Source organism: Phytopseudomonas dryadis, from assembly GCF_004327355.1.
GTDB lineage: Bacteria > Pseudomonadota > Gammaproteobacteria > Pseudomonadales > Pseudomonadaceae > Aquipseudomonas > Aquipseudomonas dryadis.
This window is the reverse complement of record NZ_QJUM01000009.1, coordinates 149,160-172,475: the sequence shown is the minus strand read 5'-3', so window position 1 is coordinate 172,475 and position 23,316 is coordinate 149,160. Positions and strand designations below refer to the sequence as shown.

The 23,316-nt window shown below is 65.1% G+C and carries 24 protein-coding genes; 3 read left to right on the top strand and 21 right to left on the bottom strand.

From position 1 onward, the window contains the following. Window positions 1-2: 2 nt before the first annotated feature. The 11 genes from murB to DNK34_RS10000 all read right to left on the bottom strand — a co-directional run bounded on the left by murB (window position 3) and on the right by DNK34_RS10000 (window position 10,132). Window positions 3-1,022 carry a UDP-N-acetylmuramate dehydrogenase gene (gene murB / locus DNK34_RS10050; RefSeq protein ID WP_131173715.1) on the bottom strand — a complete coding sequence of 340 codons (1,020 nt, stop codon included), beginning with the start codon at window positions 1,020-1,022 and terminating at the stop codon, window positions 3-5. Continuing rightward, the gene (locus tag DNK34_RS10045; protein ID WP_131173716.1) at window positions 1,019-1,483 is read right to left on the bottom strand and encodes a low molecular weight protein-tyrosine-phosphatase; all 465 of its coding nucleotides are present in this window, start codon (window positions 1,481-1,483) and stop codon (window positions 1,019-1,021) included. The genes murB and DNK34_RS10045 overlap by 4 nt, the downstream gene beginning before the upstream one ends. Beyond that, complete coding sequence (gene kdsB, locus DNK34_RS10040) at window positions 1,483-2,247, bottom strand: 3-deoxy-manno-octulosonate cytidylyltransferase (protein WP_131173717.1); 765 nt, start codon at window positions 2,245-2,247, stop codon at window positions 1,483-1,485. Before kdsB ends, DNK34_RS10045 begins: the two co-directional genes overlap by 1 nt. A 1-nt stretch (window position 2,248) precedes the next feature. Next, complete coding sequence (locus DNK34_RS10035) at window positions 2,249-2,434, bottom strand: Trm112 family protein (RefSeq protein ID WP_013791977.1); 186 nt, start codon at window positions 2,432-2,434, stop codon at window positions 2,249-2,251. 36 nt (window positions 2,435-2,470) lie between these two features. Then, window positions 2,471-3,478: a tetraacyldisaccharide 4'-kinase gene (lpxK, locus tag DNK34_RS10030; RefSeq protein WP_131173718.1), complete on the bottom strand. Its 1,008-nt coding sequence runs from the start codon at window positions 3,476-3,478 to the stop codon at window positions 2,471-2,473. Further along, window positions 3,478-3,906: an ExbD/TolR family protein gene (locus tag DNK34_RS10025; protein ID WP_131173719.1), complete on the bottom strand. Its 429-nt coding sequence runs from the start codon at window positions 3,904-3,906 to the stop codon at window positions 3,478-3,480. The genes lpxK and DNK34_RS10025 overlap by 1 nt, the downstream gene beginning before the upstream one ends. Next, the gene (locus DNK34_RS10020; RefSeq protein ID WP_131173720.1) at window positions 3,903-4,559 is read right to left on the bottom strand and encodes a MotA/TolQ/ExbB proton channel family protein; all 657 of its coding nucleotides are present in this window, start codon (window positions 4,557-4,559) and stop codon (window positions 3,903-3,905) included. Before DNK34_RS10020 ends, DNK34_RS10025 begins: the two co-directional genes overlap by 4 nt. A 72-nt stretch (window positions 4,560-4,631) precedes the next feature. Continuing rightward, entirely contained in the window at window positions 4,632-6,854 is a 2,223-nt protein-coding gene (locus DNK34_RS10015; protein WP_207401580.1) for a DNA internalization-related competence protein ComEC/Rec2, read from the bottom strand. An 84-nt stretch (window positions 6,855-6,938) separates the two neighbouring features. Further along, a complete protein-coding gene (locus tag DNK34_RS10010; RefSeq protein WP_131173721.1) occupies window positions 6,939-8,183 on the bottom strand; it encodes a lipoprotein-releasing ABC transporter permease subunit in 1,245 nt (414 codons plus the stop codon). Window position 8,184: 1 nt separating this feature from the next. Then, window positions 8,185-8,889: a lipoprotein-releasing ABC transporter ATP-binding protein LolD gene (lolD, locus tag DNK34_RS10005; protein WP_131173722.1), complete on the bottom strand. Its 705-nt coding sequence runs from the start codon at window positions 8,887-8,889 to the stop codon at window positions 8,185-8,187. Continuing rightward, window positions 8,882-10,132, bottom strand: coding sequence for a lipoprotein-releasing ABC transporter permease subunit (locus DNK34_RS10000; protein ID WP_131173723.1), 1,251 nt, complete (start codon window positions 10,130-10,132; stop codon window positions 8,882-8,884). The genes lolD and DNK34_RS10000 overlap by 8 nt, the downstream gene beginning before the upstream one ends. 95 nt (window positions 10,133-10,227) lie before the next feature. On the opposite strand from DNK34_RS10000, the gene DNK34_RS09995 reads away from it, so the two are divergent. The 3 genes from DNK34_RS09995 to DNK34_RS09985 are packed head-to-tail and all read left to right on the top strand — an operon-like array spanning window position 10,228 to window position 11,824. Further along, window positions 10,228-10,806 carry a PilZ domain-containing protein gene (locus DNK34_RS09995; RefSeq protein WP_131173724.1) on the top strand — a complete coding sequence of 193 codons (579 nt, stop codon included), beginning with the start codon at window positions 10,228-10,230 and terminating at the stop codon, window positions 10,804-10,806. Beyond that, on the top strand, window positions 10,803-11,108 hold the full coding sequence (locus DNK34_RS09990; protein WP_131173725.1) for a phosphodiesterase: 306 nt from the start codon (window positions 10,803-10,805) through the stop codon (window positions 11,106-11,108). The genes DNK34_RS09995 and DNK34_RS09990 overlap by 4 nt, the downstream gene beginning before the upstream one ends. Beyond that, window positions 11,105-11,824, top strand: a complete 720-nt coding sequence (locus DNK34_RS09985) for a glycerophosphodiester phosphodiesterase (RefSeq protein WP_131173726.1) — start codon at window positions 11,105-11,107, stop codon at window positions 11,822-11,824. The genes DNK34_RS09990 and DNK34_RS09985 overlap by 4 nt, the downstream gene beginning before the upstream one ends. Before the next feature lie 603 nt (window positions 11,825-12,427). Here DNK34_RS09985 and sthA read toward each other — a convergent pair. The 10 genes from sthA to DNK34_RS09935 all read right to left on the bottom strand — a co-directional run bounded on the left by sthA (window position 12,428) and on the right by DNK34_RS09935 (window position 23,177). Then, the gene (gene sthA / locus DNK34_RS09980; protein ID WP_131173727.1) at window positions 12,428-13,822 is read right to left on the bottom strand and encodes a Si-specific NAD(P)(+) transhydrogenase; all 1,395 of its coding nucleotides are present in this window, start codon (window positions 13,820-13,822) and stop codon (window positions 12,428-12,430) included. A 126-nt stretch (window positions 13,823-13,948) separates the two neighbouring features. Continuing rightward, the gene (gene nqrM, locus DNK34_RS09975) at window positions 13,949-14,182 is read right to left on the bottom strand and encodes a (Na+)-NQR maturation NqrM (protein ID WP_131173728.1); all 234 of its coding nucleotides are present in this window, start codon (window positions 14,180-14,182) and stop codon (window positions 13,949-13,951) included. Next, window positions 14,179-15,213, bottom strand: coding sequence for an FAD:protein FMN transferase (locus tag DNK34_RS09970; RefSeq protein ID WP_131173729.1), 1,035 nt, complete (start codon window positions 15,211-15,213; stop codon window positions 14,179-14,181). Before DNK34_RS09970 ends, nqrM begins: the two co-directional genes overlap by 4 nt. Then, complete coding sequence (nqrF, locus tag DNK34_RS09965) at window positions 15,210-16,433, bottom strand: NADH:ubiquinone reductase (Na(+)-transporting) subunit F (protein WP_131173730.1); 1,224 nt, start codon at window positions 16,431-16,433, stop codon at window positions 15,210-15,212. The genes DNK34_RS09970 and nqrF overlap by 4 nt, the downstream gene beginning before the upstream one ends. Window positions 16,434-16,443: 10 nt before the next feature. Then, window positions 16,444-17,052, bottom strand: coding sequence for an NADH:ubiquinone reductase (Na(+)-transporting) subunit E (gene nqrE / locus DNK34_RS09960; RefSeq protein ID WP_131173731.1), 609 nt, complete (start codon window positions 17,050-17,052; stop codon window positions 16,444-16,446). Further along, window positions 17,052-17,720: an NADH:ubiquinone reductase (Na(+)-transporting) subunit D gene (locus DNK34_RS09955; protein ID WP_131173732.1), complete on the bottom strand. Its 669-nt coding sequence runs from the start codon at window positions 17,718-17,720 to the stop codon at window positions 17,052-17,054. The genes nqrE and DNK34_RS09955 overlap by 1 nt, the downstream gene beginning before the upstream one ends. 3 nt (window positions 17,721-17,723) lie before the next feature. Further along, entirely contained in the window at window positions 17,724-18,509 is a 786-nt protein-coding gene (locus DNK34_RS09950; protein WP_131173733.1) for a Na(+)-translocating NADH-quinone reductase subunit C, read from the bottom strand. Beyond that, window positions 18,502-19,713, bottom strand: coding sequence for an NADH:ubiquinone reductase (Na(+)-transporting) subunit B (locus DNK34_RS09945; protein ID WP_131173734.1), 1,212 nt, complete (start codon window positions 19,711-19,713; stop codon window positions 18,502-18,504). The genes DNK34_RS09950 and DNK34_RS09945 overlap by 8 nt, the downstream gene beginning before the upstream one ends. A gap of 2 nt (window positions 19,714-19,715) precedes the next feature. Continuing rightward, window positions 19,716-21,053: a Na(+)-translocating NADH-quinone reductase subunit A gene (locus tag DNK34_RS09940; protein WP_131173735.1), complete on the bottom strand. Its 1,338-nt coding sequence runs from the start codon at window positions 21,051-21,053 to the stop codon at window positions 19,716-19,718. A gap of 675 nt (window positions 21,054-21,728) precedes the next feature. Further along, the gene (locus DNK34_RS09935) at window positions 21,729-23,177 is read right to left on the bottom strand and encodes a glyceraldehyde-3-phosphate dehydrogenase (RefSeq protein ID WP_131173736.1); all 1,449 of its coding nucleotides are present in this window, start codon (window positions 23,175-23,177) and stop codon (window positions 21,729-21,731) included. Window positions 23,178-23,316 lie beyond the last annotated feature (139 nt).

The following is a 23,316-nucleotide window of genomic DNA, read 5'->3' as shown; positions in this document are numbered from 1 at the left end:
CGCTAAATCACGTTCGGCTCGATTTCCAGGCTAACGCCAAAACGCTCGGCGATATCCGCCTGGATGCGCCGCGCCAGCGCGAGCAGTTGCTGCCCGCTGGCCTGACCATGGTTGACCAGCACCAGCGCCTGCAGCCGGTGCACACCGGCATCGCCATCGCGAAAGCCCTTCCAGCCGGCCTTTTCGATCAGCCAGCCAGCCGCCAGCTTCACCTGGCCATCGGCCTGCGGATAGGCCACCAGATCCGCGTGGCGTTGCTGCAGACGCTGGGCCAGCTCGGCCGGCACCAGTGGATTCTTGAAGAAGCTGCCGGCGTTGCCGAGCACCGCGGGGTCCGGCAGCTTCTCGCTGCGAATGGCGCAGATGGCGCGACCGACGTCGGCGGCGCTCGGCGACTCGATGCCCTGCTCCGCCAGGCGCTGACGCACCGGGCCGTAATCGAGATGCAGCGGTGCGTTGCGGCTCAGGACGAAACGCACGCGCAGGATGATCCAGCGCCCGCTTTCGCGCTTGAACAGGCTGTCGCGATAAGCGAAGCCGCACTCCTGCCGATCGAACCCACGGATCGCGCCACTCTGCCGATCCAGAGCCGTCAGGCCAAGGAAACAATCCTTCAGCTCGACGCCATAGGCGCCAATGTTCTGCACCGGCGCGGCACCGACCGTACCGGGAATCAGGCTGAGATTCTCCAGACCGACAAAGCCCTGCTGCAAGGTCCATTGCACGAAGCCATGCCAGGGTTCGCCGGCTTCCGCCTCGATCTCCACCCGCTGACCATCATCGGCCAATAAGCGAATACCGCGGCTGGCCATGCGCAGCACCAGCGCCTCGACGTCGGCGGTCAGCAGCAGGTTGCTACCGCCACCGAGCACCAGCAACGGCACCTGCCGCTCGCGGGCAGCGTCGAGCGCCTGACGCACCTGCTCATCATCGTCTGCCTCGGCCCAGTAGCGCGCCGCCACATCCACGCCGAAGGTGTTGTAGGCCTTGAGCGACATGCCAGGCTGCACCAGCAGGCTCATAGGCGCCCCTTGAGTTCGCTGAGCAAGGCATCACTGGCCTGCTCGAGCAGGTCCAGCACCTGTTCGAAACCCTGGGCACCGCCGTAGTAGGGATCGGGCACATCCTCCAGCGCCAGTCGATAGCGGCGCAGATAGAGATCCAGTTCGGCCGACGCAGTGGCCGGACGCAAGCCCTGCAGGTGGCTCAGGTTGCTGCTGTCCATGGCCAGCAGCAGATCAAAACGGGAGAAGTCATCGGCCGACACCTGGCGCCCGCGCAGAGCGGACAGGTCGTAGCCACGGCGCAGCGCGGCCTGCTGGGTGCGCGGATCGGGCGCCTTGCCGACATGCCAGCCACCGGTACCGGCGGAGTCCACCAGGATGCGCTCGGCCAGACCGGCCTGCCGCAGACGCTGGCGCATGATGGCCTCGGCCGTCGGCGAACGGCAGATATTACCCAGGCAGACGAACAGAACCCGCATCAGGCCCCCAGCAGCCGGCGCACGCGCTCGAGATCATCCGCGGTATCGACGCCGGCGGGTGGCGCTTCCAGGGCATCGGCGACGTGGATACGCACGCCATGCCAGAGCGCCCGCAACTGCTCCAGGCATTCGGCGTTTTCCAGCCAGCACGGGCCCCAGGCGACGAAGTCATGAAGAAAGCCGGCACGGTAAGCGTAGATGCCGATATGCCGGCGATAGGGAATAGCGGCGGGCAAGGTATCGCGGTCCGTGGCGAAGGCATCGCGCGCCCAGGGCAACGGCGCCCGGCTGAAGGTCAGCGCCAGACCATCGAGGTCGCTGGCGACCTTGACCACATTGGGGTTGAACAGCGCCGCGGCCTCGATGATCGGCTCGGCCAGGGTGGCGATGGCTGCCTGGGGATTGTTCGCCAGGTTGGCCGCCACCTGGTCGATGATCGACGGCGGCACCAGCGGCTCGTCGCCCTGCACGTTGACCACGATGGCATCCTTGGCCAGGCCCAGCGCCGTGGCGACCTCGGCCAGACGATCGGTGCCGGAATTGTGATCGGCCCGGGTCAGTTGCACCTCGGCGCCGAACGCGCGACAGGCGTCGACGATACGCGCATCGTCGGTGGCCACCACCACCTGCTGCGCACTGCTTTTGCAGGCCTGCTCCCAGACGTGCCGGATCATCGGCTTGCCGGCGATAGCCTGCAACGGCTTGCCCGGCAGGCGGCTGGAGGCGAAGCGCGCCGGAATCACCACGGTAAACGCGTTGCTCATCTTACTTGTCCAGGCGTTCGTCATCGTTGAGGGTGCGCGCTTCGCTTTCCAGCATCACCGGAATGCCGTCGCGGATCGGATAGGCCACACCGGCGCCCTTGCTGATCAGTTCGGTCTTGTCCTGGCTGAGCTTGAGTGGCCCCTTGGTGATCGGGCAGGCCAGGATATCGAGCAGTTTCGGGTCCATGGGAGATCCTTGAGAAGGGAGGGTTGCGACAAGGGCTTAGCGCGCAGCGGGCAACAGGCCGGCCAGTTGCGCCTCGAACCAGGCCGAGAACGCGGCCGACGGCCGGGCATCCACCGCCAGGTACCACCAGTCTTCGCCGGCGAAGGCCCGGCACTTCACCGCATCCTTCTCCGTCATCAGCAGTGGCAGGGCCGGCGAGAAATCCAGCAACTCGGCACTGTAGGGAGCATGGTCGGCGAAGGCATGGGCGATCGGCCGCCAGTGTAGCGCCTCCAGGGTCGCGAAGAAACGCTGCGGGTTGCCGATCCCGGCCACGGCGTGCAGCGCCTGGCCGGGAGGAAAGTGATCCAGCGGGCGGCGTTCGCCGCTGCGCAGATTGACCAGCGCCGTGGGCTCCAGGGTGACGGCATAGCCGCCGGCCGGATCGCTCGGCGCACCGTTGTACAGGCACGCGTCGACGCTCTCCAGGCGCTGCGCCGGCTCGCGCAAGGGCCCGGCAGGCAGGCAATGGCCATTGCCCAGGCCACGGGCGGCATCGATCAGCACCAGCTCCAGGTCGCGGGCCAGGCGGTAGTGCTGCAGACCATCGTCGCTGAGCAGCAGATCCAGCGGCTCGTCGGCCAGCAAGGCCCGGGCGGCGCGGCTGCGATCCGGGTCGATCATCAGCGGCACGCCGCTGCGCTGGACGATCAGCAGCGGCTCGTCGCCGGCCTCGGCGGCAGTCTGCTCGGCACGCACCCGCCAGGGCAACTGCGACGGCCTGGCGCCATAGCCGCGACTGATCACACCGACCCGCAGACCGCGGGCCTGGCACTGCTCGATCAGCCAGAGAATCAGGGGCGTCTTGCCGGTGCCGCCGACCGTGACGTTACCGACCACGATCAGTGGCACCGGCGCGCGGTAGATCTGCCCCTGCCCGGCGAGGAAACGCGCGCGCTTGCGCTGCACCACGCAGCGGTAGACGAGTTCCAGGGGGCGCAGCAATGCCAGCCCCGGGTGCCCCTGATACCAGGCGCTGACCAGGCGCTCGGAGAGACTGGCCATCAGGGCGCCGCCTGCGCCTCGACCGTGGTGATGCGCAGGTGGGCGAAACCCAGCTTGCCCGCCGCGTCCATGGCGGTGATCACCGACTGGTGGGTGGTCTTGGCGTCGGCGCTGATGGTCAGCGGCAGGCTGTTGTCGCCATCGGACTCTTTCTGCAGCACCGCCATCAGGCTGTCCAGATCGCTTTTCACCAGCGCCTTGCCATTCAGCGAGAAACTGCCGTCAGCGGCGATCACCACTTCCATCTGCTTCAGTTCGCTCTGCTCCGGCGGCGTGCCACTGGCGGCCTCGGGCAGGTCGACCTGCATGCGCGTCTCGCGGGTGAAGGTGGTGGTCACCACGAAGAACAGCAGCAGGATGAACACCACGTCGATCAGCGAGGCGAGGTTGATCTCGACATTCTCGCGACGTCCACGTTTGAACTTCACGCCTTCTTGCTCCCCTTGCTAGGCTTGGGCGCCTCGGCCAGGTCGACGTCGCGCTCGCCCTGCACCATTTCCACCAGCTTGATCGCCTCCTGCTCCATGCCCACCACCAGCTCGTCGACACGACGCAGCAGGAAGCGGTGGAAGAACAGCGCCGGGATGGCCACGGTCAGACCCGACGCGGTGGTGATCAGCGCCTTGGCGATACCACCGGCGAGCAAGGCCGGATTGGCCATGTTGCCGCCCATGAAGGAGCTGAAGATGTCGATCATGGCGATCACCGTGCCGAGCAGCCCGAGCAGCGGCGCGATCCCGGCAATGGTACCCAGGGCGTTGAGGTAACGCTCCAGCTCATGCACCACCCGGGCCGCGGCCTCCTCGATGCACTCCTTCATCACCTCGCGGCCATGCCTGGAGTTGGCCAGACCGGCGGCCAGGATCTCGCCCAACGGCGAATGGGCGCGCAGCTCCTTGAGCTTCTGGTTGTTCAGTTGCTTGTCCTTGATCCAGCGCCATACCTGGGCCAGCAGGTTGGGCGGGGTCACGCGACTGGGACGCAACGTCCACAGGCGTTCGACGATGATGCCGAGGGCGGCGATTGAACACAGAATGATCGGCAGCATCACCCAGCCGCCAGCTTTGACCAGTTCCCACACGGTGGCAAATCCCCTTCGCGAAAGTGGCGCCACTCTAGCATAGGGTCGCTGGCGCGCCGACGGCTGCGGTTCTCATTTTTCCCGCCAGAAGCGTGGCCTGTCGCGCAACGCCCGCGGTTCGCCGAAGTCGCCCAGGTCGATGCGCAACGCGCCGGTCGCGACGCTGTCGTAGGGCTGCGCCGCGAACGCCGCATAGCGGCTGACGATCTGCGGGTGCGGGTGGCCATAGGCATTGTGCTTGCCGCGCGAGAACAGCACGGCGTCCGGTTGCACCGCCTTGAGCAGCGCCCAGGAAGACGAACTGCGGCTGCCATGGTGCGGCGCCAGCAACCACGCCGCGCGCAGGTCCTGGCCGCTGTCGATCAGCGCGCGTTCGGCAGGCTGGTCGATATCGCCGGTCAGCAGCAGGCGCTCGCCCGCCGCCTCGATCATCAGCACGCAGGATGACTGGTTGCTGTCGGCCGCCGCGCTCCAGCGCCAGGTGCGCAGCAGCACGCCGTCCCAGCTCCATTGCTCGTCCGTGCAAGGCCGCGCCTCGAGGACTGCCGGCAGCGCGTGTGCTTCGCCGCTGAGCACACGGCTCACCGGCAGGCCACGGGCCACGGCCTCGGCGCCGCCGGAATGGTCGTTGTCCGCATGACTGAGCAGCAACAGATCCAGCCTGCGCACGTCGAGGGCGCGCAGCGACGGCAGCACCACCCGCTCGCCGCTGTCGAAGTCGCCAACCCGGGGGCCGGCGTCGTACAGCAGCGCGTGCCGCCGGGTGAGCACCAGCATCGACAGGCCCTGGCCGACATCCAGCATCCATACCTGCGCCCGCTGTTCGGCGGGTCGCTGCGGCACGGTGAACAGCAGGGGCAACAACAGGATCAAACCCAGCGCGCGCAGCGGCACGCCGCCGGGCAGCAGGATCAGCACGCTACCGAGCGCCACCAGCAACCAGGCCCAGAACGGCAGCGCACTGGGCAACCAGGCCGGCAGCCAGGTGGCCATCAGCGCCAGCAGGCGGAACAGCCACTCCAGGGCGAACCCCGCCCACCACAGCAAGGCCTCGCCCAGCCAGGGCACCGGCAACAACAAGGTGCCGAGCAGCGCCGGCGGCACCACGGCGAAGCCGACCCAGGGTACCGCGATCAGATTCGCCAGCGGGCTGCTGGCGCTGATCGGCAAGCCCAGGCCCAGCAACATCGGCAGCAGCCCGAGCGCCATGGCCCATTGCGCCCGGCCGAGGCTGCGCCACCAGGCCCAGGCGCCCAGGCGACCGGCGAAGATCAGCAACAGCAGGCCCACCGCGCCGAAGGACAGCCAGAACCCCGGTTGCAGGCTGGCCAGGGGCTCCAGCAGCAGAACCGCGACCAGCGCCGCCAGCAACGGCAGGCTGAGACCGAGATGGCGGAAACGCCAACGCCACAGCAGTACCAGGCCGATCATCGCGCAGGCCCGCTGCACCGGCACCTCGAAACCGGCCAGCAGGCCATAGCCGAGCGCCCCGGCGAACGCCAGCAGGCAGGCCACCGGCAGCCAGGGCACGGCCCGCGGCCACCAGCCCAGGCGGGCCAGCCAGAACACCAGGCCGTAGAGCAGCCCGGCCAGCAGCGACACGTGCTGCCCGGAGATCACCAGCAGGTGCACCGTGCCGGTATCCTGCAGAATCCGCCAGTCGGCCACCGACAGGCCCGAGCCATCGCCGAGTACCAGCGCCGCCAGGGCGCCGGCCCGGCCGTGGGCATCCCTGGCCAGCATGTGCTGGCGCAGGCGGTCACGCCAGGCCGCCGCCCCGCCCGCCTCGCTCAGCCGGTGCCCGGACTTGATGGTACCGACGCCACCGATGCGCTGCGCCAGCAGCCAGGCCTCGTAATCGAAGGATTGCGGATTGACCAGCCCGTGGGGCCGCTTGAGATTGACCGCCAGGCGCCAGGTTTCGCCAGCCTGCAACGCCGGGCCGCCGTACCAGGACAAGCGCAGGCGCTGCGGCAAGACGGCGCGCCGCGAATGCGCCTGCTCCAGTTCGAACCGGGTGACGCCTTCACGCACATCCGGCAGGCCCACCACCCGCCCCTGCAGCCACAGCGTGCGGCCATCGAGTTCGGCAGCCAGGCGATCGTCCAGCGCCCACTGCGCGGACAGGCAGGCCCAGCTGAAACCGAGCAGCGCCAGGCCGAGCGGATAGCTGCGCAGCGGCAGCAAGGCCAGGCCGAGCAGCGCCAGCGGTGGCAACAGCCAGGCCGGCGGCAATGCCGGCAGAAAGCGCAATAGCAGCAGCCCTGCCGCCAGCGCCAACATCCCTGTGCGCATGCTTCTCCCTCGCGCCCATCCATGGGCTCGTGCGCGTTACCCCGGTAACGGCCTTTCAAGACTAGCAGCCAATTGCCAGGCCGTTTACTCGTAACGCAGGGCCTCGGCCGGCTGGGTGCGCGAGGCGCGCCAGGACGGGTACAGGGTGGCGAGGAAACTCAGGGTGAAGGCCGCGCTGCAGATCAGCACCACGTCGCCCATCTGCAGTTCCGAGGGCAGGTTGCTGATGAAGTAGACATCGGAGCTGAACACATGCTGCCCGCTGACACGCTCGAACCAGCCGACCAGTTGGCTGACGTTCAGCGCCGCCAGTATGCCGAGCACACCACCGATGACCGTGCCGATCACCCCGATCACCGTGCCCTGCACCATGAAGACGGCCATGATCTGCCGCGGCGTGGCGCCCAGGGTCCGGAGGATGGCGATATCCGCGCCCTTGTCGGCGACCACCATGATCAGCGTGGCGATGATGTTGAACGCGGCCACCGCGACGATCAGCAGCAACAGCAGGCCGATCATGGTCTTTTCCATCTTCATCGCACTGAACAGGCTGCCCTGGGTCAGCGTCCAGTCACTGGCGCGGTAGCCATCGCCCAGTTTCGCCGCCAGCGCGGCGCCGACCTGGGGCGCCTGGTACAGATCCGTCAGCTTGAGCCGCACACTCTGCACCTGCCCCGGCTGCAACCGCTGGATCTGCGCTGCATCGGCGACATTGATCAGGGCCAGGGAACTGTCCAGGTCGGCGCCGACCTTGAACACCCCGACCACGTTGAGGCGCTGCATGCGCGGCGTGATGCCGCCCGGCACCGAACTGACCTCGGGCACGATCAGCGCCAGCTTGTCGCCGACCCGCAGCTGGAAGCGCCGCGCGGTGATCTCGCCGATGACCACGCCGAACTCGCCTTCGCGCAGGTCGCTCAGGCGGCCCTGCACCATGTGCTCGCCGATGATGGAGACCTTGGGCTCCAACTGCGGATCGATACCGTGCAACTGGATCGGCTGCATCGACCCCCGGTAGGAGAGCATGCCCTCGAGTTCGGCGAACGGCACCGCCGCTTCCACCTGCGGCTCTTCGAGCGCCACCTTGGCCAGCGCCTGCCAGTCATCCAGGGCCGGCACGCCGGCGATGCTGGCGTGGGGCACCATGCCGAGAATGCGCGAGCTCATCTCGCGGTGGAAGCCGTTCATCACCGAGAGCACCACGATCATCGCCAGCACGCCCATGGCCAGGCCGATCATCGAGGTCAGCGAAATGAACGAGATGAAGTGGTTGCGCCGCTTGGCACGGGTGTAGCGCAAGCCGATGAAGACGCTCAGTGGCCGGAACATATCAGGCGCCCACCAGCTTGCCGTCTTCCAGGCTCAGCACCCGATCCATCTGCCGCGCCAGTTGCAGGTCGTGGGTCACCACCAGGAAAGCGGTCTGCGAGGCGCTGCTCAGCTCCTTCATCAGATCCTGGATGCCCTGGGCGGTATGGGTATCGAGGTTGCCGGTGGGCTCGTCGAGCAGCACCAGGCCCGGCCGGTTGACCAGGGCACGGGCAATGGCCACCCGCTGGCGCTCGCCCCCGGACAGCTCCGCCGGCTTGTGCGCCAGGCGATGGCCGAGCCCGACGCGCTCGAGCAGTTCGGTGGCACGCTGGCGGGCCTCGCTGATGGCGGTACGGCCGATCAGCAGCGGCATGCACACGTTCTCCAGCGCGGTGAACTCGGGCAACAGGTGATGGAACTGGTAGACGAAGCCCAGCGCACGGTTACGCAACAGGCCGCGCTGCTTCTCGTTGAGCGCCGACAGCTCCTCGCCGGCGAGCCAGACGCTGCCGCTGCTGGGCGTATCCAGACCGCCAAGCATGTTCAGCAGCGTGCTCTTGCCCGAGCCGGAGCTGCCGACGATGGCCACCCGCTCGCCCGGGTGCAGCTCCAGCTGCAGGCCATCGAGCACCACCACCGACTGCGGGCCCTCCTCGTAGCGCTTGCCCAGGTTGCGACAGCTGAGCACGGCGCGCCCCTGCGCCTGCATGACCGGATCACTCATAACGTAATGCCTCCGCGGGCTGGGTGCGCGCCGCGCGCCAGGCCGGATAAAGAGTGGCGAAGAAACTCAGGATCAACGCCGCCGCGCAGACCTGCAGCACGTCGGCGAGCATCAGCTGCGACGGCAGGTAGTCGATGAAATACACATCGGCGTTGAGGAACTTGATGCCCAGCAGGCGCTCGACGCCGGCGATGATGGCGCTGATGTTCAGCGCCGCGAGTATGCCCAGCACGGCGCCGATGGCGGTCCCGATCACGCCGATCACCGTGCCCTGGACCATGAAGATGGCCATGATCTGCTGCGGCGTGGTGCCGAGGGTGCGCAGAATGGCGATATCGCCCTTCTTGTCGGTGACCACCATCACCAGGGTGGAAATGATGTTGAACGCGGCCACCGCGACGATCAGCAGCAACAGCAGGCCGATCATCGCCTTTTCCATGCGGATGGCCTGGTACAGGTTGCCGTGGGTACGCGTCCAGTCGCGGGCCTGGTACTCGCGCTCGCCGAAGGTCTGCACCAGTTGCCAGGCGGTGCGCGGCGCCTGGAACAGGTCGGCGAACTTGAGGCGGATGCCCTGCACCTGATCGGCCTGATGGCGCTGCAGGCGGGCCAGATCCTGGACATGGGTCATGGCCACGAAGCCGTCGATCTCGCCGGCGCCGACATGGAAGATACCGACCACGGTGAAGCGCTTGAGCCGCGGGAACATCCCCGCCGGGGTGACGGTGACTTCCGGGGCGACGAAGGTGACCTTGTCGCCGATGCCGACACCGAGCTTCTCGGCCGCCTTGTCGCCGATGACGATACCGAAGGTGCCGGGCTGCAGATCGCTCAGGCTGCCTTCGCGGAAGAAATCGCCGATGATCGACACCTTGGGCTCCTCGACGGGGTCCACGGCGTTGATCAGCACCTTCTGCACCTTGCCGTCGTTGGTCAGCAGGCCCTGCATCTGGCTGAAAGGCGCGACCGCGACCACCTGGGGATTCTCCAGGGCCCGCTCGGCGAGAGCGCGCCAGTCGCTGATCGGCGTGGCGCTCTCGACCGTGGCATGGGGCACCATGCCCAGTACGCGGGTGCGCATTTCATGGTCGAAGCCGTTCATCACCGACAACACCAGGATCATCACCAGCACGCCCAGCGCCAGCCCGATCATCGAAGTCAGGGAAATGAACGAAACGAAGTGGTTGCGGCGTTTGGCCCGCGTGTAGCGCGTGCCAATGAAAATGGACAGGGGTCTGAACATGTAGGGGGCTTGTTCGAGGGAAAGAGGAACGTCCTTGTGGCGGGGTCTGGCGAGCAGCCTTACACTCTGACCATCACTGCTGCCATGGGTTCGCCATGCCGACTCAAGATGAAAACGATCGCCGCGAATACTACCGTATCGACGACACGATCGCACTGGATTTCACCCCCCTGGCAGGCGCCGAAGCCCTGGCCAGCGATGAGCTTCACGACGGCTCGCCGCTGTTCAACCTGCTCAGCGAACTGCATGTGATGGATTTCGAATCGCAGCACCTGCTGCGCCACATCAGCGAACGCGACCGCACGCTGGCCAACTACCTGAAGGTGGTCAACAAACGCATCGACCTGCTCGGCCAGGCCATGGCCCAGAGCCTGCTGCGCGATATCGGCCCACCCAAGCGGGTCAGCCTGTCCGAGGGCGGGATCAGTTTCCAGACCGCTCAGCCACTGGCGGTGGACAGCCATCTGGCGCTGAAGATGGTGCTCATGCCCCAGGCCCTGGGCCTGTTGCTGCGCGCCAGGGTCATGCATTGCCGGGAGTTGCAGGGCCAGTTCGAGATCGGCGCCGAATTCGAAGCGCTGACTGACGCACAGCGCCAGTTGCTCGCCCGGCATATCCTGCAACGCCAGGCGCTGGAGCGCCGTCAGGCTCGAGAGGAGTCACCGCTACCATGAACGCACGACGACTGCTGCCGCTGCTCCTGCTGCTGCCCCTGGCAGCCCGGGCCGATACCCTGCAGATCCCCATCGGCGCCCAGGGCGCGGGGCACGACCTGCTGCCCCAGCACGGGCAATCCAAGCGTTCGGTACTGGAACGCTTCGGCCTCGCCGACGAGGAACACCCCGCCGTGGGCAAGCCGCCGATCACCCGCTGGGATTATCGCGAGTTCAGCGTGTACTTCGAGTACGACCACGTGCTCGACAGCGTGCGCCATCACCAACCCCGTACAGCCACCCCGAGCAAGGAGCAGCCGTGACCCTGATATACGGCCACCGTGGCGCCAAAGGCGAAGCGCCGGAAAACACCCTGGTCAGTTTCCAGCAGTGCCTGGCGCATGGCGTGCGCCGCTGCGAGCTGGATCTGCACCTGTCTCGCGATGGCGAACTGATGGTCATCCACGACCCGACCCTCAAGCGCACCGCCGGCCACCGCGGCAAGGTGGTCGAGCACGACGCCAGCGAACTGGTCGGCTACGACGCGCGCCGCGGCGGCCCCGGCTGGCGCCACCCCTGCCCCATCCCGCGCCTGGCCGAGCTGTTCGAGCAATGCGCGTTCGAGCACTGGCAACTGGAGGTCAAGAGCGCCTCACGGGTTCGCGCCGCCCGCACCGTGGAAGCCATCGCCACGCTGGCCGAACGTTTCGGCCTGGTCGACAAGGTCGCCATCACCTCCAGCTCGCGCGAAGTCCTGAGCGCCGCGCAACAGCTGACGCCGCATATTTCCCGGGGCCTGGTGGCCGAATACGCCTGGCTGGACCCGCTCAAGGTCGCACACAACTACGGCTGCGACCTGCTGGCCCTGAACTGGACGCTGTGCACCCCGGAACGCCTGCTCAAGGCGCAGAAGGCCGGCCTGCACGTATCGGTGTGGACGGTCAACGAGCCAGCGCTGATGCGCCGCCTGGCCGACTTCGGCGTGGACAGCATCATCACCGACTTCCCCGGTATCGCAGTGAGCACACTGCAAGGTTAGGGTCTGGAATTCCGTAGATACCGTCTCGGTCCTTGGCCTGCAGGAGCCCGCTCGCAGTCAGGATTGACCAGCAGCAGCGTCGCCCCCGGCGTGGGCATGCCGCAGAAATCGCGGTATGCCCACGATTCGCCGCGAGGGCGCGGCTCCCACATGAATGTGGCCGTTCTGCGCGCCTGTTGCTGAATCCCGTGCAGGGCGGATCAGCCACAGGTGGAATCCGCCGAACGTCTCGGCAGGAACGCTATCCTTGCGTAGCCCGGGTCGAGCGCAGCGACACCCGGGAAACCGCACCCTGGGTATCGCTGCGCTCAACGCCAGGCTACAGGGCAAGCCATACTCTGTAGGGTGCAGATGCCGCCCATAAAAAATGGCCGGGAGCCATTTTTAACGTCGCTTGCGACGGCCCGAAGGGGGTTGCCAGGGATGGCAGGCCATAAAAAAGCCGATCCGCCAGGGATCGGCTTTGCGCTTGCCTCTACTTGCCGCTCGAGGCTTGCAGCTGCTTTGGGCCTGTCTAGAGGCTCTCCCGGTTTGGCCAGCGCCATTCCCGGGAGTCGCCGAAAGGGTCTCCCCCGACCGGCTCAGGCCACCGGCCGGAGTCGCTCAAAAAAGTCGGTTGAGCCCATCGAACGCCGCGACCCGATAGGCTTCGGCCATGGTCGGGTAGTTGAAGGTGGTGTTGACGAAGTACTTGATGCTGTTCGCCTCGCCCTTCTGGTTCATGATCGCCTGGCCGATGTGCACGATCTCCGAGGCCTGGTAGCCGAAGCAGTGCACGCCCAGCACTTCCAGGGTCTCGCGGTGGAACAGGATCTTCAGCATGCCCACCGGCTCGTGGGAAATCTGCGCCCGCGCCATGCTCTTGAAGAAGGCCTTGCCCACTTCGTAGGGAATCTTCGCCTTGGTCAGCTCGCTTTCGTTCTGGCCGATCGAGCTGATCTCCGGAATGGTGTAGATGCCGGTCGGCACGTCATCGACGAAGCGCCAGGTGTCGTTGTCGACGATCTTGCCCGAGGCCGAACGGCCCTGGTCGTAAGCGGCGCTGGCCAGGCTCGGCCAGCCGATCACGTCGCCGGCGGCATAGATATTGGCCACCTCGGTACGGTAGTTCTCGTCGACCGTCACCTGACCACGGCTGTTGACCTTGATGCCGATGTTCTCCAGGCCGAGCTTGTCGGTATTGCCGGTGCGGCCGTTGCACCAGAGCAAGGCATCGGCCTTGATCTTCTTGCCGGACTTGAGGTGCAGGATCACCCCGTTGTCCAGCCCCTCGATGCGCTCGTAGTCTTCGTTGTGACGGATCAGCACGTTGTTGGTACGCAGGTGGTAGCTCAGGGCATCGGAGATTTCCGAGTCCAGGAAGCTGAGCAACTGGTCACGGTTGTCGATCAGGTCGACCAGCACGCCCAGGCCGCTGAAGATCGATGCGTACTCGCTACCGATCACCCCGGCGCCGTAGATGATCAGCCGGCGTGGCGTATGGCTGAGGGTGAGGATGGTGTCGCTGTCGTAGACCCGTGGGTGGTTGAAATCGATATCCGCCGGACGGTACGGCCGCGACCCGGTGGCGATGACCACCTGCTTGGCCGACAGGGTTTCCACCACGCCGTTGGGGCAGACCACTTCGACGGTCTGCTCGTCGGCGAAACTGCCGGTGCCGAAGAACACGTCGATGCGGTTGCGCGCGTAGTAGCTGGTGCGCGAGGTCACCTGCTTGGCGATCACCCGCTCGGCGCTTTTCAGCACGTCGGGAAAGGAGAACCAGCGCGGCTCGCCGATCTGGCGGAACATGGGGTTGGTGTTGAACTGCATGATCTGCCGCACCGAGTGGCGCAGCGCCTTGGACGGGATGGTACCCAGGTGGGTGCAGTTACCGCCGACTTCGCGGCGATCATCCACCACCGCCACCTTGCGCCCGGCCTTGGCCGCGTTCATCGCCGCCCCCTCCCCCGCAGGACCGGAACCCAACACCACTACATCGTAGTTGTAGACCGCCATGTTCACTCCTCAGATCACACCGGAACGCTTATCGAACGTTCTCGGCAGAACCAGGCCGAACGGGCGGCCTGATACGCAACATTTCGCAACAGCGCATAGCCTACCGGGCCAGACCGCAAATGGCGATCAGCGCTTGCTCGCGTCGAAGGTCTGTACGCCAGGGGCGCCCTTGCCTTCGGCCTCTCGCGTCACCTCTTCACAGACCTCACGGTCACCGCCGCAGATCGAACACTCCTTCTCGATGCCCAGACTGGCGATGCCGCCACAGGAACCGGCGATCGGCTTGCGGCCCATCATCACGCCCACGGCCATCAGGCCGACGACCGTCAGCATGATCAGGAAAACCATTACGAATGTCATTGTTTGCCTCCCGCAGCGAACAGCTGCTCGAAAGTGGCGGTACTGCGTGTGACGAAACCGTCACCCTCACGGGTCACGAAGAACGCCGCTATGCCTTCACGCTCTGCGTACTCATAGCCCTTCTCGGGGCCGAGCACCAGCAGCACGGTGGACAGGCCGTCGGCCATCAGCGTCGATGGCGCGGCCACGGTGACCGCCGCCAGGGTGTGCTGAATCGGCGCGGCGGTCTGCGGATCGAGGGTATGGGAGTAACGTACGCCCTGCTCCTCGAAATAATTGCGGTAGTCACCCGAGGTGGAAATGCCGTAACCATCCAGCTCGATGACGCGGGCAATGGCCCGCTGATCATCGCGGGGCGCCTCGAGGGCGATGCGCCAGGGCTGGCCATCGGGCTTGCGCCCTACCGCCTTGAGTTCGCCGGTGGCCTCCACCAGATAACTGCGCACTCCCAGTTGGACAAGACGCTCGATGATTCGATCAACCGTATAGCCGGCAGCGATGCTGTTGAAGTCGACCTGCAGATCGAGATCCTTGCACAGGCGATCGCCATCGACATGCAGATGCTCCTGACCGATGCGCCCGCGCACCTCTTTCAAGGCCTCGGCATCCGGCACCTGGCGCTCGCCGTTACCGCGCGGGCCGAAGCCCCACAGATCGAGCAAGGGCTCCAGGGTCAGGTCGAAAGCCCCGCCGCTGTCGCGGTGCAGCTCATCGCCGGTCCGCACCAGTTTCAACACGCCTTGCGGCATGGGCATGCAGGTGCCCGCTGGCGCGCGGTTGAACCGCTCGATCAGCGAGTCGTCACGGTAGGTGGACATCTGCTGGTCGATCTCGGCGAGGATCGCCTCGGTCTCGGCCTTGAGCGCCGCCTTGTCCGGCACGGACCCTGTCTTGACGTACTTGACCGAATAGGTGCTGCCCTGGGCCGGGCCGCCGAATTCCTCGACGCTTTCGGAAAAGCCGCAGCCCGCCAGTGCCGCCGCCAGAACGGCGACAAGGGCGGGCTGCAGCAATGGGGCTCCGTGGATCATCCGCCGAAGTCGTCGAGAAGGATGTTCTCCTGCTCCACACCCAGGTCGGTGAGCATCTTGATCACCGCGGCATTCATCATGGGCGGACCGCACATGTAGAACTCGCAGTCCTCCGGGGCCGGGTGGTCCTTGAGGTAGTTCTCGTACAGCACGTTGTGGATGAAGCCCTTGAGCCCCGTCCAGTTGTCTTCCGGCTGCGGGTCGGACAACGCCAGGTGCCATTCGAAGTTCGGATTCTCCGCCTGCAGCTGATCGTACTCCTCGACATAGAAGGCCTCGCGCATGGAACGCGCGCCGTACCAGAAGCTGATCTTGCGCTTGGACTTCAGGCGCTTGAGCTGGTCGAAGATGTGCGAACGCATCGGCGCCATGCCCGCGCCACCGCCGATGAAGACCATCTCGGCGTCGGTATCCTTGGCGAAGAACTCGCCGAACGGCCCGTATACCGTGACCTTGTCGCCCGGCTTGAGGCTGAACACCCAGGACGACATCTTGCCCGGCGGCAGATGATCCTTGCCCGGTGGCGGCGAGGCGATACGGATGTTGAACTTCACCAGGCCGACTTCCTCGGGATAGTTGGCCATGGAATAGGCCCGGATCACCGTCTCGTCGACCTTGGACACGTACTTCCACTGGTTGAACTTGTCCCAGTCGCCGCGGTACTCCTCCTGGATGTCGAAGTCCTTGTAGTGCACGGTGTGCGGCGGGCACTCCAGCTGCACGTAGCCGCCGGCGCGGAAGTCGACGTTCTCGCCTTCCGGCAGCTTGAGGGTGAGCTCCTTGATGAAGGTGGCGACGTTGGGATTGGACTGCACCGTGCACTCCCACTTCTTCACGCCGAAGACTTCTTCCGGCACTTCGATCTTCATGTCCTGCTTGACCGGGGTCTGGCAGGACAGGCGCCAGCCCTCGCGGGCCTCGCGGCGGTTGAAGTGGGTTTCCTCGGTGGACAGCATCTCGCCGCCGCCGCTCTCGACGATGCACTTGCACTGGGCACAGGTGCCGCCGCCACCGCAGGCGGACGAGAGGAAGATCTCGTTCTCGGCCAGGGTCTGCAACAGCTTGCCGCCAGCCGGTACGGTGATGGTGCGCTCGCCGTTGATCTCGATGTTCACGTCGCCGGCGGAAACCAGGCGCGCGCGCGCCATCAGGATGACCGCCACCAGGGCGATGATCACCCCAGTGAACATGGTCACTGCAACAACAATTTCAAAAGCCATTGGCAACCCCTTACAGCTGTACGCCGGAGAACGACATGAAGCCCAGCGACATCAGGCCGACCGTGATGAACGTCAGACCCAGACCGCGCAGACCGGCGGGCGGATCGCTGTACTTGAGCTTCTCGCGGATGGCCGCCAGGAGCACGATGGCCAGTGCCCAGGAAACCCCGGCGCCGGCACCGTAGACCACGCTCTCGGTGAAGTTGTAGTCACGCTCGACCATGAACAGGGTGCCGCCGAAGATGGCGCAGTGCACGGTGATCAGCGGCAGGAAGATACCCAGCGCGTTGTAGAGCGCGGGCAGGTACTTGTCGAGGATCATCTCCATGATCTGCACCACCGCGGCGATCAGACCGATGTAGCAGATCAGGCCGAGGAAGCTCAGGTCGGTATCCGGCATGCCGGCCCAGGCCAGTGCGCCCTCCTTGAGCAGGTAGACGTACAGCAGGTTGTTCAGCGGCACGGTGATGACCATCACCACGATCACCGTCAGACCCAGCATCAGCGAGGTCTCGACCTTCTTGGAGATGGCCAGGAAGGTACACATGCCGAGGAAGAACGCCAGCGCCATGTTCTCGATGAACACCGCGCGGACGAACAGGCTGATGTAATGCTCCATTAGTAGGCCTCCTCGTTCTTGACCTGCGGCGCCATGCGGTACTCGACCTTCTCCACCTGCTCGGTCTTGTAGCTGCGCAAGGCCCAGATGAACAGGCCGATCAGGAAGAATGCCGAAGGCGGCAGCAGCAGCAGGCCATTGGGCTGGTACCAGCCGCCGTTGTTGACGGTATGCAGGATCTGGTAACCGAGCAGCGAGCCGGCGCCGAACAGTTCACGCACCACACCCAGGGCGACCAGCATGGCGCTGTAGCCCAGCCCATTGCCGATGCCATCCATGAAGGAGGCGACCGGCGGGTTGGACATGGCGAAGGCTTCGGCCCGGCCCATGACGATGCAGTTGGTGATGATCAGGCCGACGAATACCGACAGCCGCTGACTCAGGCTGTAGGCATAGGCCTTGAGGAACTGGTCGATGACGATCACCAGCGAGGCGATGATCACCACCTGGGCAATCATGCGGATCGACCCCGGGATCTGATGCCGCACCAGGGAAATGAAGAAGTTGGAAAACCCCGTGGTCAGCGTCAGGGCGATGGACAGCACCAGCGCCGTGCTCAGGCTGGAAGTGACCGCCAGCGCCGAGCAGATGCCGAGGATCTGCAGGCCGATCGGGTTCTTGTTGAGGATCGGATCGAGCAGCAGTTCCTTGAACGTTACTTTGGACATGGATCAAGCCTCCCCTGCGGCCAGCTTCTTGAGGAACGGGCCGAAGCCGTCCTCGCCAAGCCAGAACTGAATCATATGAGTGACGCCGTTGCCAGTCAGTGTCGCGCCGGCGATGGCGTCGACCTGGTAATCGGCCTGCGGGTTCTCCGGATTGACGCTGCCCTTGATCACCCGCAGGGTGGGCTCGCCGTTCTCGTAGACCTTCTTGCCGATCCACCTGGCCTGCCAGTTGGGATTGTCGATCTCGCCGCCCAGGCCCGGGGTTTCGCCGTGCTGGTAGAAGCCCAGGCCGGCGACGGTTTCCAGGTCGCTCTGCAAGGCCACGAAGCCATACATGGTCGACCACAGGCCATAACCGCGAACCGGCAGGATCAGCCGGTCCATCTGACCTTCGTGCTCGATCTGGTAGACCACCGCGTAGTGCTCCAGGCGACGGATGGAGGCGATGTCACGCCCCTCACCGATGGCGCTGGACTGGGCCGAGTCCTTCGAAGCCTTGTCCTGGTCATAGGTGTGCGGATCGTGCGCATCGCTGTATTCGCCGGTGCGCAGATCGACCAGACGCGGAGTGACCTTGGCCGAGAAAACCTCGCGGATATCGTCGCTGGACATGCCGGGCTGCCACAGCTCGGCGATCACCAGCACCGAACGCTGACGGTCGACCAGCGCATTCTCCTGCTGGGTCGGACGCAGGATCAGCGCCGCCGCCGACACCGCGATCGAGCACACCAGGCACATCACCAGGGTCACGACCAGGGTGCGTGCCGGAGTTTCTTTGATCTTAGACATTACGCGCCAGCCTCCGCTTGATGTTGGCCCGCACCACGTAGTGGTCGATCAAGGGCGCACACAGGTTGCCGAACAGGATCGCCAGCATCATGCCCTCGGGGAATGCCGGGTTGACCACACGGATGATGGTTACCAGCAGGCCGATGAGGATGCCGAAGATCCACTTGCCGGTATTGGTCATGGACGCCGACACCGGGTCGGTGGCCATGAAGATCATGCCGAAGGCGAAGCCCCCGGTGACCAGATGCCAGTACCAGGGCATGGCGAACAGCGGGTTGCTGTCGGAGCCGAGGGCGTTGAACAGGGTGGCGGTGGCGATCATGCCGAGCATCACCCCGGTGACGATGCGCCAGGAGGCGATCTTGCTCAGCAGCAGCACGGCGCCGCCGAGCAGGATGGCCAGGGTGCTGGTCTCGCCGATGGAGCCCGGCATCAGGCCGATGAAGGCCTGCGTCCAGGTCACGCCATTGTCGATCACCGCTTGCACACCGCCGGCTGCAGCGCTGTTCAGCGCGGTAGCGCCGACGAAGCCGTCGACCGACGTCCAGACTTCCTCACCGGAAATCTGCGCCGGATAGGCGAAGAACAGGAAGGCACGGCCGACCAGCGCCGGGTTGAGGAAGTTCTTGCCGGTGCCGCCGAAGATCTCCTTGCCGATCACCACACCGAAGCTGATGCCCAGCGCCACCTGCCACAGCGGGATGCTCGGCGGCAGGATCAGGGCGAACAGCACCGAGGTGACGAAGAAACCTTCGTTCACCTCATGACGACGGATCGAGGCGAACAGCACTTCCCAGAAGCCACCGACGATGAACGCCGTGAGGTACACGGGCAGGAAGTACGCCGCCCCCTGGATGAAGTTGTCCCACAGGCTGTTCGGGTCGAAACCGCCCAGCGCGCCGATCAGCGCGAAGCGCCAGCCCTCTTGAGCAGCCAGCAGTTCCGGGCTCTGCGCGTAGATCAGGTTGGCCTGGTAACCGGTGTTCCACATGCCGAACAGCATCGCCGGGAAGGTACAGGCCCAGACGGTGATCATCATGCGCTTGAGGTCGATGCCGTCACGCACGTGAGCGGTGGTCTTGGTCACGCTGGCGGGACGGTAGAAGAAGGTGTCCACGGCCTCGTAGAGGGCGTACCACTTCTCGTACTTGCCGCCTTTTTCGAAATTGTGCTCGATCTTGTCGAGGAATTGGCGAATGCCCACGCTTAACCCTCCTTCTCGATGAGGGCCAGACTTTCCCGCAGGATAGGGCCGTATTCGTATTTACCCGCACAGACATAGGTGCACAGGGCCAGATCCTCTTCGTCGAGTTCCAGGCATCCCAGTTGCTGGGCCATCTCCGTGTCACCGACGATCAGCGATCGCAGCAACTGCGTTGCCAGGATATCCAGCGGCATCACCTCTTCATAGTTGCCGACCGGCACCATCGCCCGCGGGCTACCGTTGGTGGTGGTGGAGAAGGCGAAGCGCTTGGCGGCCATCAGCTTGGAAACGAAGATATTCATCACCGAGTGCTTGTTAACCCCGGCACGCAGGTAGTGCAGCATCTCGCGGTCGCTGCCTTCGGCCAGGCAGGACACCTGCACGTGATAGCGGCCGAGGTAGGCGCAGGCGCCCCGGGACGTGCGCCCGCCCAGCACCGAACCGGAAATCACCCGGTTCTCGCCCGGCAGCAGCTCCCCGGCGGTCAGCTCGGTCAGGCTGGCGCCCAGCCGGGTACGCAGCAGACGCGGACGCTCGACCACCGGGCCGGCCAGCGACACCACGCGCTCGACCCACAGCTCGCCCGTGGCGAACAGCTTGCCGACAGCGATGACGTCCTGGTAGTTGATCGTCCACACGCTCTTGCGGGCGCTGACCGGATCGAGAAAATGGATATGGGTGCCAGGCAGCCCGGCAGGATGCGGCCCGGCGAAGGACTCGCTGCGCACGCTGGGCAGTTGCTCGCCGGGCAGGCTCGCGCCTTCGGCCTTGCACAGGAAGACCCGGGCCAGATTGCCGAGTACCTTGAGGCCGCGCTCGAAATCGGCGGCGTGTTCGGCGATGACCACGCTCGGGTCGACGGCCAGCGGCTGGGTGTCCATGGCCGTGACGAAGATGGAACTGGGCACCGCGTCGACGGCCGGCACCTTGCTGAAGGGCCGCGTGCGCAGGGCCGTCCACAAACCCGACTGCAGCAGGTTCTCGCGTACGAGCGCGTCGTCCAGGCTGTCCAGCTGGGTGTCGGCATAGTGGGCGAAGGTCAGCTGCTCGTCGCCATCCAGATCGATGACCACCGATTGCAACACGCGCTTCTCGCCCCGGTGGATCGCGCTGACCACACCGGCGCCGGGCGCCGTGTAGTGAATCCCCTCGGATTTCTTGTCAGAGAACAGAATCTGGCCCAGCTTGACCCGGTCCCCCACCTGTACGGCCATGGAAGGTTTCATGCCGTGATAATCGAAACCGATGACAGCAACGCTGCGCACCGGCCTCGATGCTTCGATCTGCTGAGCCGGCGCGCCTGTTATGGGCAAATCGAGCCCATGTTTTATTTTGATCATAGGTTGCCTAACCACTGATTTTATAAGCTTTTTTTAGAATACGCCCGACAGGTGAAAGCCAAATAGCTAGACGCACGCCGATAAAAGCTTATTGGCATGGTGTCGATGTCGAACGCAGGTAAGAAATCGTCGTGATTATAAAGTTGTGCGACAACTGGACGCCACCCAAGCGCTTGCTTTTTTTAGCTTTTCCGTTACAGGACGCAACAGAGCAAGAGGTGACGCGGAGCAGTAACGGCGCAAGACAGGCTCTGTACGCCGCCGGCATCCAACGACGCCCGATCATGACCGTTCGTCCTTTTCTCGCGCCCGAGGCAAGGCAGCCCTACCCTTCACGCGCAAAACGCTGCACACCCGCAAGGGAGCAGAATTTTTCAGAACATCGTTGCACAGAGCAGAATTCGCGTCCAGCGCGAAACAGTCGCGCCTGCCGATCTAGCGCCGCCCGCTCAAGTCAATCCACCCAGCCGCTGATGAGCAGCACGCCGGTCCGGCCGGCGAACGAGCCTGTTCCCTCGCGACTGACAAGGCCGCCCTGGTCATGGCCCGCAGGGTGGCCATCAGGGATGGCAGGCCAAAAAAAATCCGATGCCCAACCCAGGCATCGGATTCTGCTGTCGAGCCCAAGAGCCCGACTGACTGGCAGCCAGGCTCCCGTTGCTCATTGTCCCGCGATCAGCGCGGGAAGGCAGGCGGGTTGACCCCGGCCATCTCTTCCATCACGCGAACCACCTGGCAGCTGTAGCCGAACTCGTTGTCGTACCACACGTAGAGCACCACGCGGTTGTCGTTGACGATGGTCGCCTCGGCATCCACCACGCCAGCGTGACGGGAACCGACGAAGTCGGTGGACACCACTTCCTGGGACTGGACGAAGTCGATCTGCTTCTGCAGATCCGAGTGCATGGCCATCTGGCGCAGGTACTCGTTGATCTCTTCGCGGCTGGTGGCCTTTTCCAGGTTGAGGTTGAGGATGGCCATGGACACGTTCGGCGTCGGCACGCGAATGGCGTTGCCGGTCAGCTTGCCCTTGAGCACTGGCAGCGCCTTGGCCGCGGCAGTGGCGGCGCCGGTCTCGGTGATCACCATGTTCAGCGGCGCGCTGCGGCCACGGCGATCGCCCTTGTGGAAGTTGTCGATCAGGTTCTGGTCGTTGGTGTAGGAGTGCACGGTTTCCACGTGACCGTTGAGGATGCCGTACTGGTCGTTGACCGCCTTGAGCACCGGGACGATGGCGTTGGTGGTGCAGGAAGCGGCGGAGACGATCTTGTCCTCGGCGCCGATCTCGCCATGGTTGATGCCGTGCACGATGTTCTTCAGCGCACCCTTGCCCGGCGCGGTCAGCACCACGCGGTCGACGCCCGGGCACTTGAGGTGCTGGCCGAGGCCTTCGGCGTCGCGCCATTTGCCGGTGTTGTCGACCAGCAGCGCATCCTGGATGCCGTACTGGGTGTAGTCGACGGAGGCCGGATCGTTGGAGTAGATCACCTGGATCAGGTTGCCGTTGGCGGTGAGGGTGTTGTTCGCCTCATCGATGGTGATGGTGCCATCGAACTTGCCGTGCACCGAGTCGCGGCGCAGCAGGCTGGCGCGCTTGACCAGGTCGTTCTCCGCGCCCTTGCGCACGACGATGGCACGCAGACGCAGGCCGTCGCCGCCACCGGTCTTCTCGATCAGGATGCGCGCCAGCAGGCGACCGATACGGCCGAAACCGTAGAGCACGACATCGGTGCCCTTGCGCGGCGAGCTGTTCTGCTGGCCGGAAACCTCGGCCAGTTCGTCACGCACGAACTGCTCGATGCTGCGGCCCTGGCCGTCGGCCTTGAACTTGCCGACCATCTTGCCCAGGTCGATGGACGCGGCACCCAGCTTGAGCTCGCTCATGGCCTTGAGGACGGCGAAGGAATCGTGCACGGCCAGACCGTTTTCGTCGGCCTGACGATGACGCGCGAAACGGTGAGCCTTGAGGATCTCGATAACCGAACGGTTGATCAGGCTGCGGCCGTAGATCGAGGTCACCACATTGTTATTGCGGTAGAGCTGACCGATCAGCGGAATCATCGCCTCGGCGAGCGCTTCACGATCAATCCATTCACCAAGACACTGGTCGGGCTTCTGAGTCACGGCAATACCTTCCACATGTAGGAGCTGAAAAAAGGGGCTACATTATGACGACGCAGGCAATGGTCGGCAATCTGCAGCGGACGAAACACTGACAGCAGACAGCGCGGATAGTTACAATCGACGACCAAGTCGTTACCAA

Coding starts and splice junctions, on each gene's coding strand:
- murB (WP_131173715.1), bottom strand. CDS start 1,022: ATGAGCCTGCTGGTGCAGCCTGGCATGTCGCTCAAGGCCTACAACACC.
- DNK34_RS10045 (WP_131173716.1), bottom strand. CDS start 1,483: ATGCGGGTTCTGTTCGTCTGCCTGGGTAATATCTGCCGTTCGCCGACG.
- kdsB (WP_131173717.1), bottom strand. CDS start 2,247: ATGAGCAACGCGTTTACCGTGGTGATTCCGGCGCGCTTCGCCTCCAGC.
- DNK34_RS10035 (WP_013791977.1), bottom strand. CDS start 2,434: ATGGACCCGAAACTGCTCGATATCCTGGCCTGCCCGATCACCAAGGGG.
- lpxK (WP_131173718.1), bottom strand. CDS start 3,478: ATGGCCAGTCTCTCCGAGCGCCTGGTCAGCGCCTGGTATCAGGGGCAC.
- DNK34_RS10015 (WP_207401580.1), bottom strand. CDS start 6,854: ATGCGCACAGGGATGTTGGCGCTGGCGGCAGGGCTGCTGCTATTGCGC.
- DNK34_RS10010 (WP_131173721.1), bottom strand. CDS start 8,183: ATGTTCCGGCCACTGAGCGTCTTCATCGGCTTGCGCTACACCCGTGCC.
- lolD (WP_131173722.1), bottom strand. CDS start 8,889: ATGAGTGATCCGGTCATGCAGGCGCAGGGGCGCGCCGTGCTCAGCTGT.
- DNK34_RS10000 (WP_131173723.1), bottom strand. CDS start 10,132: ATGTTCAGACCCCTGTCCATTTTCATTGGCACGCGCTACACGCGGGCC.
- DNK34_RS09995 (WP_131173724.1), top strand. CDS start 10,228: ATGCCGACTCAAGATGAAAACGATCGCCGCGAATACTACCGTATCGAC.
- DNK34_RS09990 (WP_131173725.1), top strand. CDS start 10,803: ATGAACGCACGACGACTGCTGCCGCTGCTCCTGCTGCTGCCCCTGGCA.
- sthA (WP_131173727.1), bottom strand. CDS start 13,822: ATGGCGGTCTACAACTACGATGTAGTGGTGTTGGGTTCCGGTCCTGCG.
- nqrM (WP_131173728.1), bottom strand. CDS start 14,182: ATGACATTCGTAATGGTTTTCCTGATCATGCTGACGGTCGTCGGCCTG.
- DNK34_RS09970 (WP_131173729.1), bottom strand. CDS start 15,213: ATGATCCACGGAGCCCCATTGCTGCAGCCCGCCCTTGTCGCCGTTCTG.
- nqrF (WP_131173730.1), bottom strand. CDS start 16,433: ATGGCTTTTGAAATTGTTGTTGCAGTGACCATGTTCACTGGGGTGATC.
- nqrE (WP_131173731.1), bottom strand. CDS start 17,052: ATGGAGCATTACATCAGCCTGTTCGTCCGCGCGGTGTTCATCGAGAAC.
- DNK34_RS09955 (WP_131173732.1), bottom strand. CDS start 17,720: ATGTCCAAAGTAACGTTCAAGGAACTGCTGCTCGATCCGATCCTCAAC.
- DNK34_RS09950 (WP_131173733.1), bottom strand. CDS start 18,509: ATGTCTAAGATCAAAGAAACTCCGGCACGCACCCTGGTCGTGACCCTG.
- DNK34_RS09940 (WP_131173735.1), bottom strand. CDS start 21,053: ATGATCAAAATAAAACATGGGCTCGATTTGCCCATAACAGGCGCGCCG.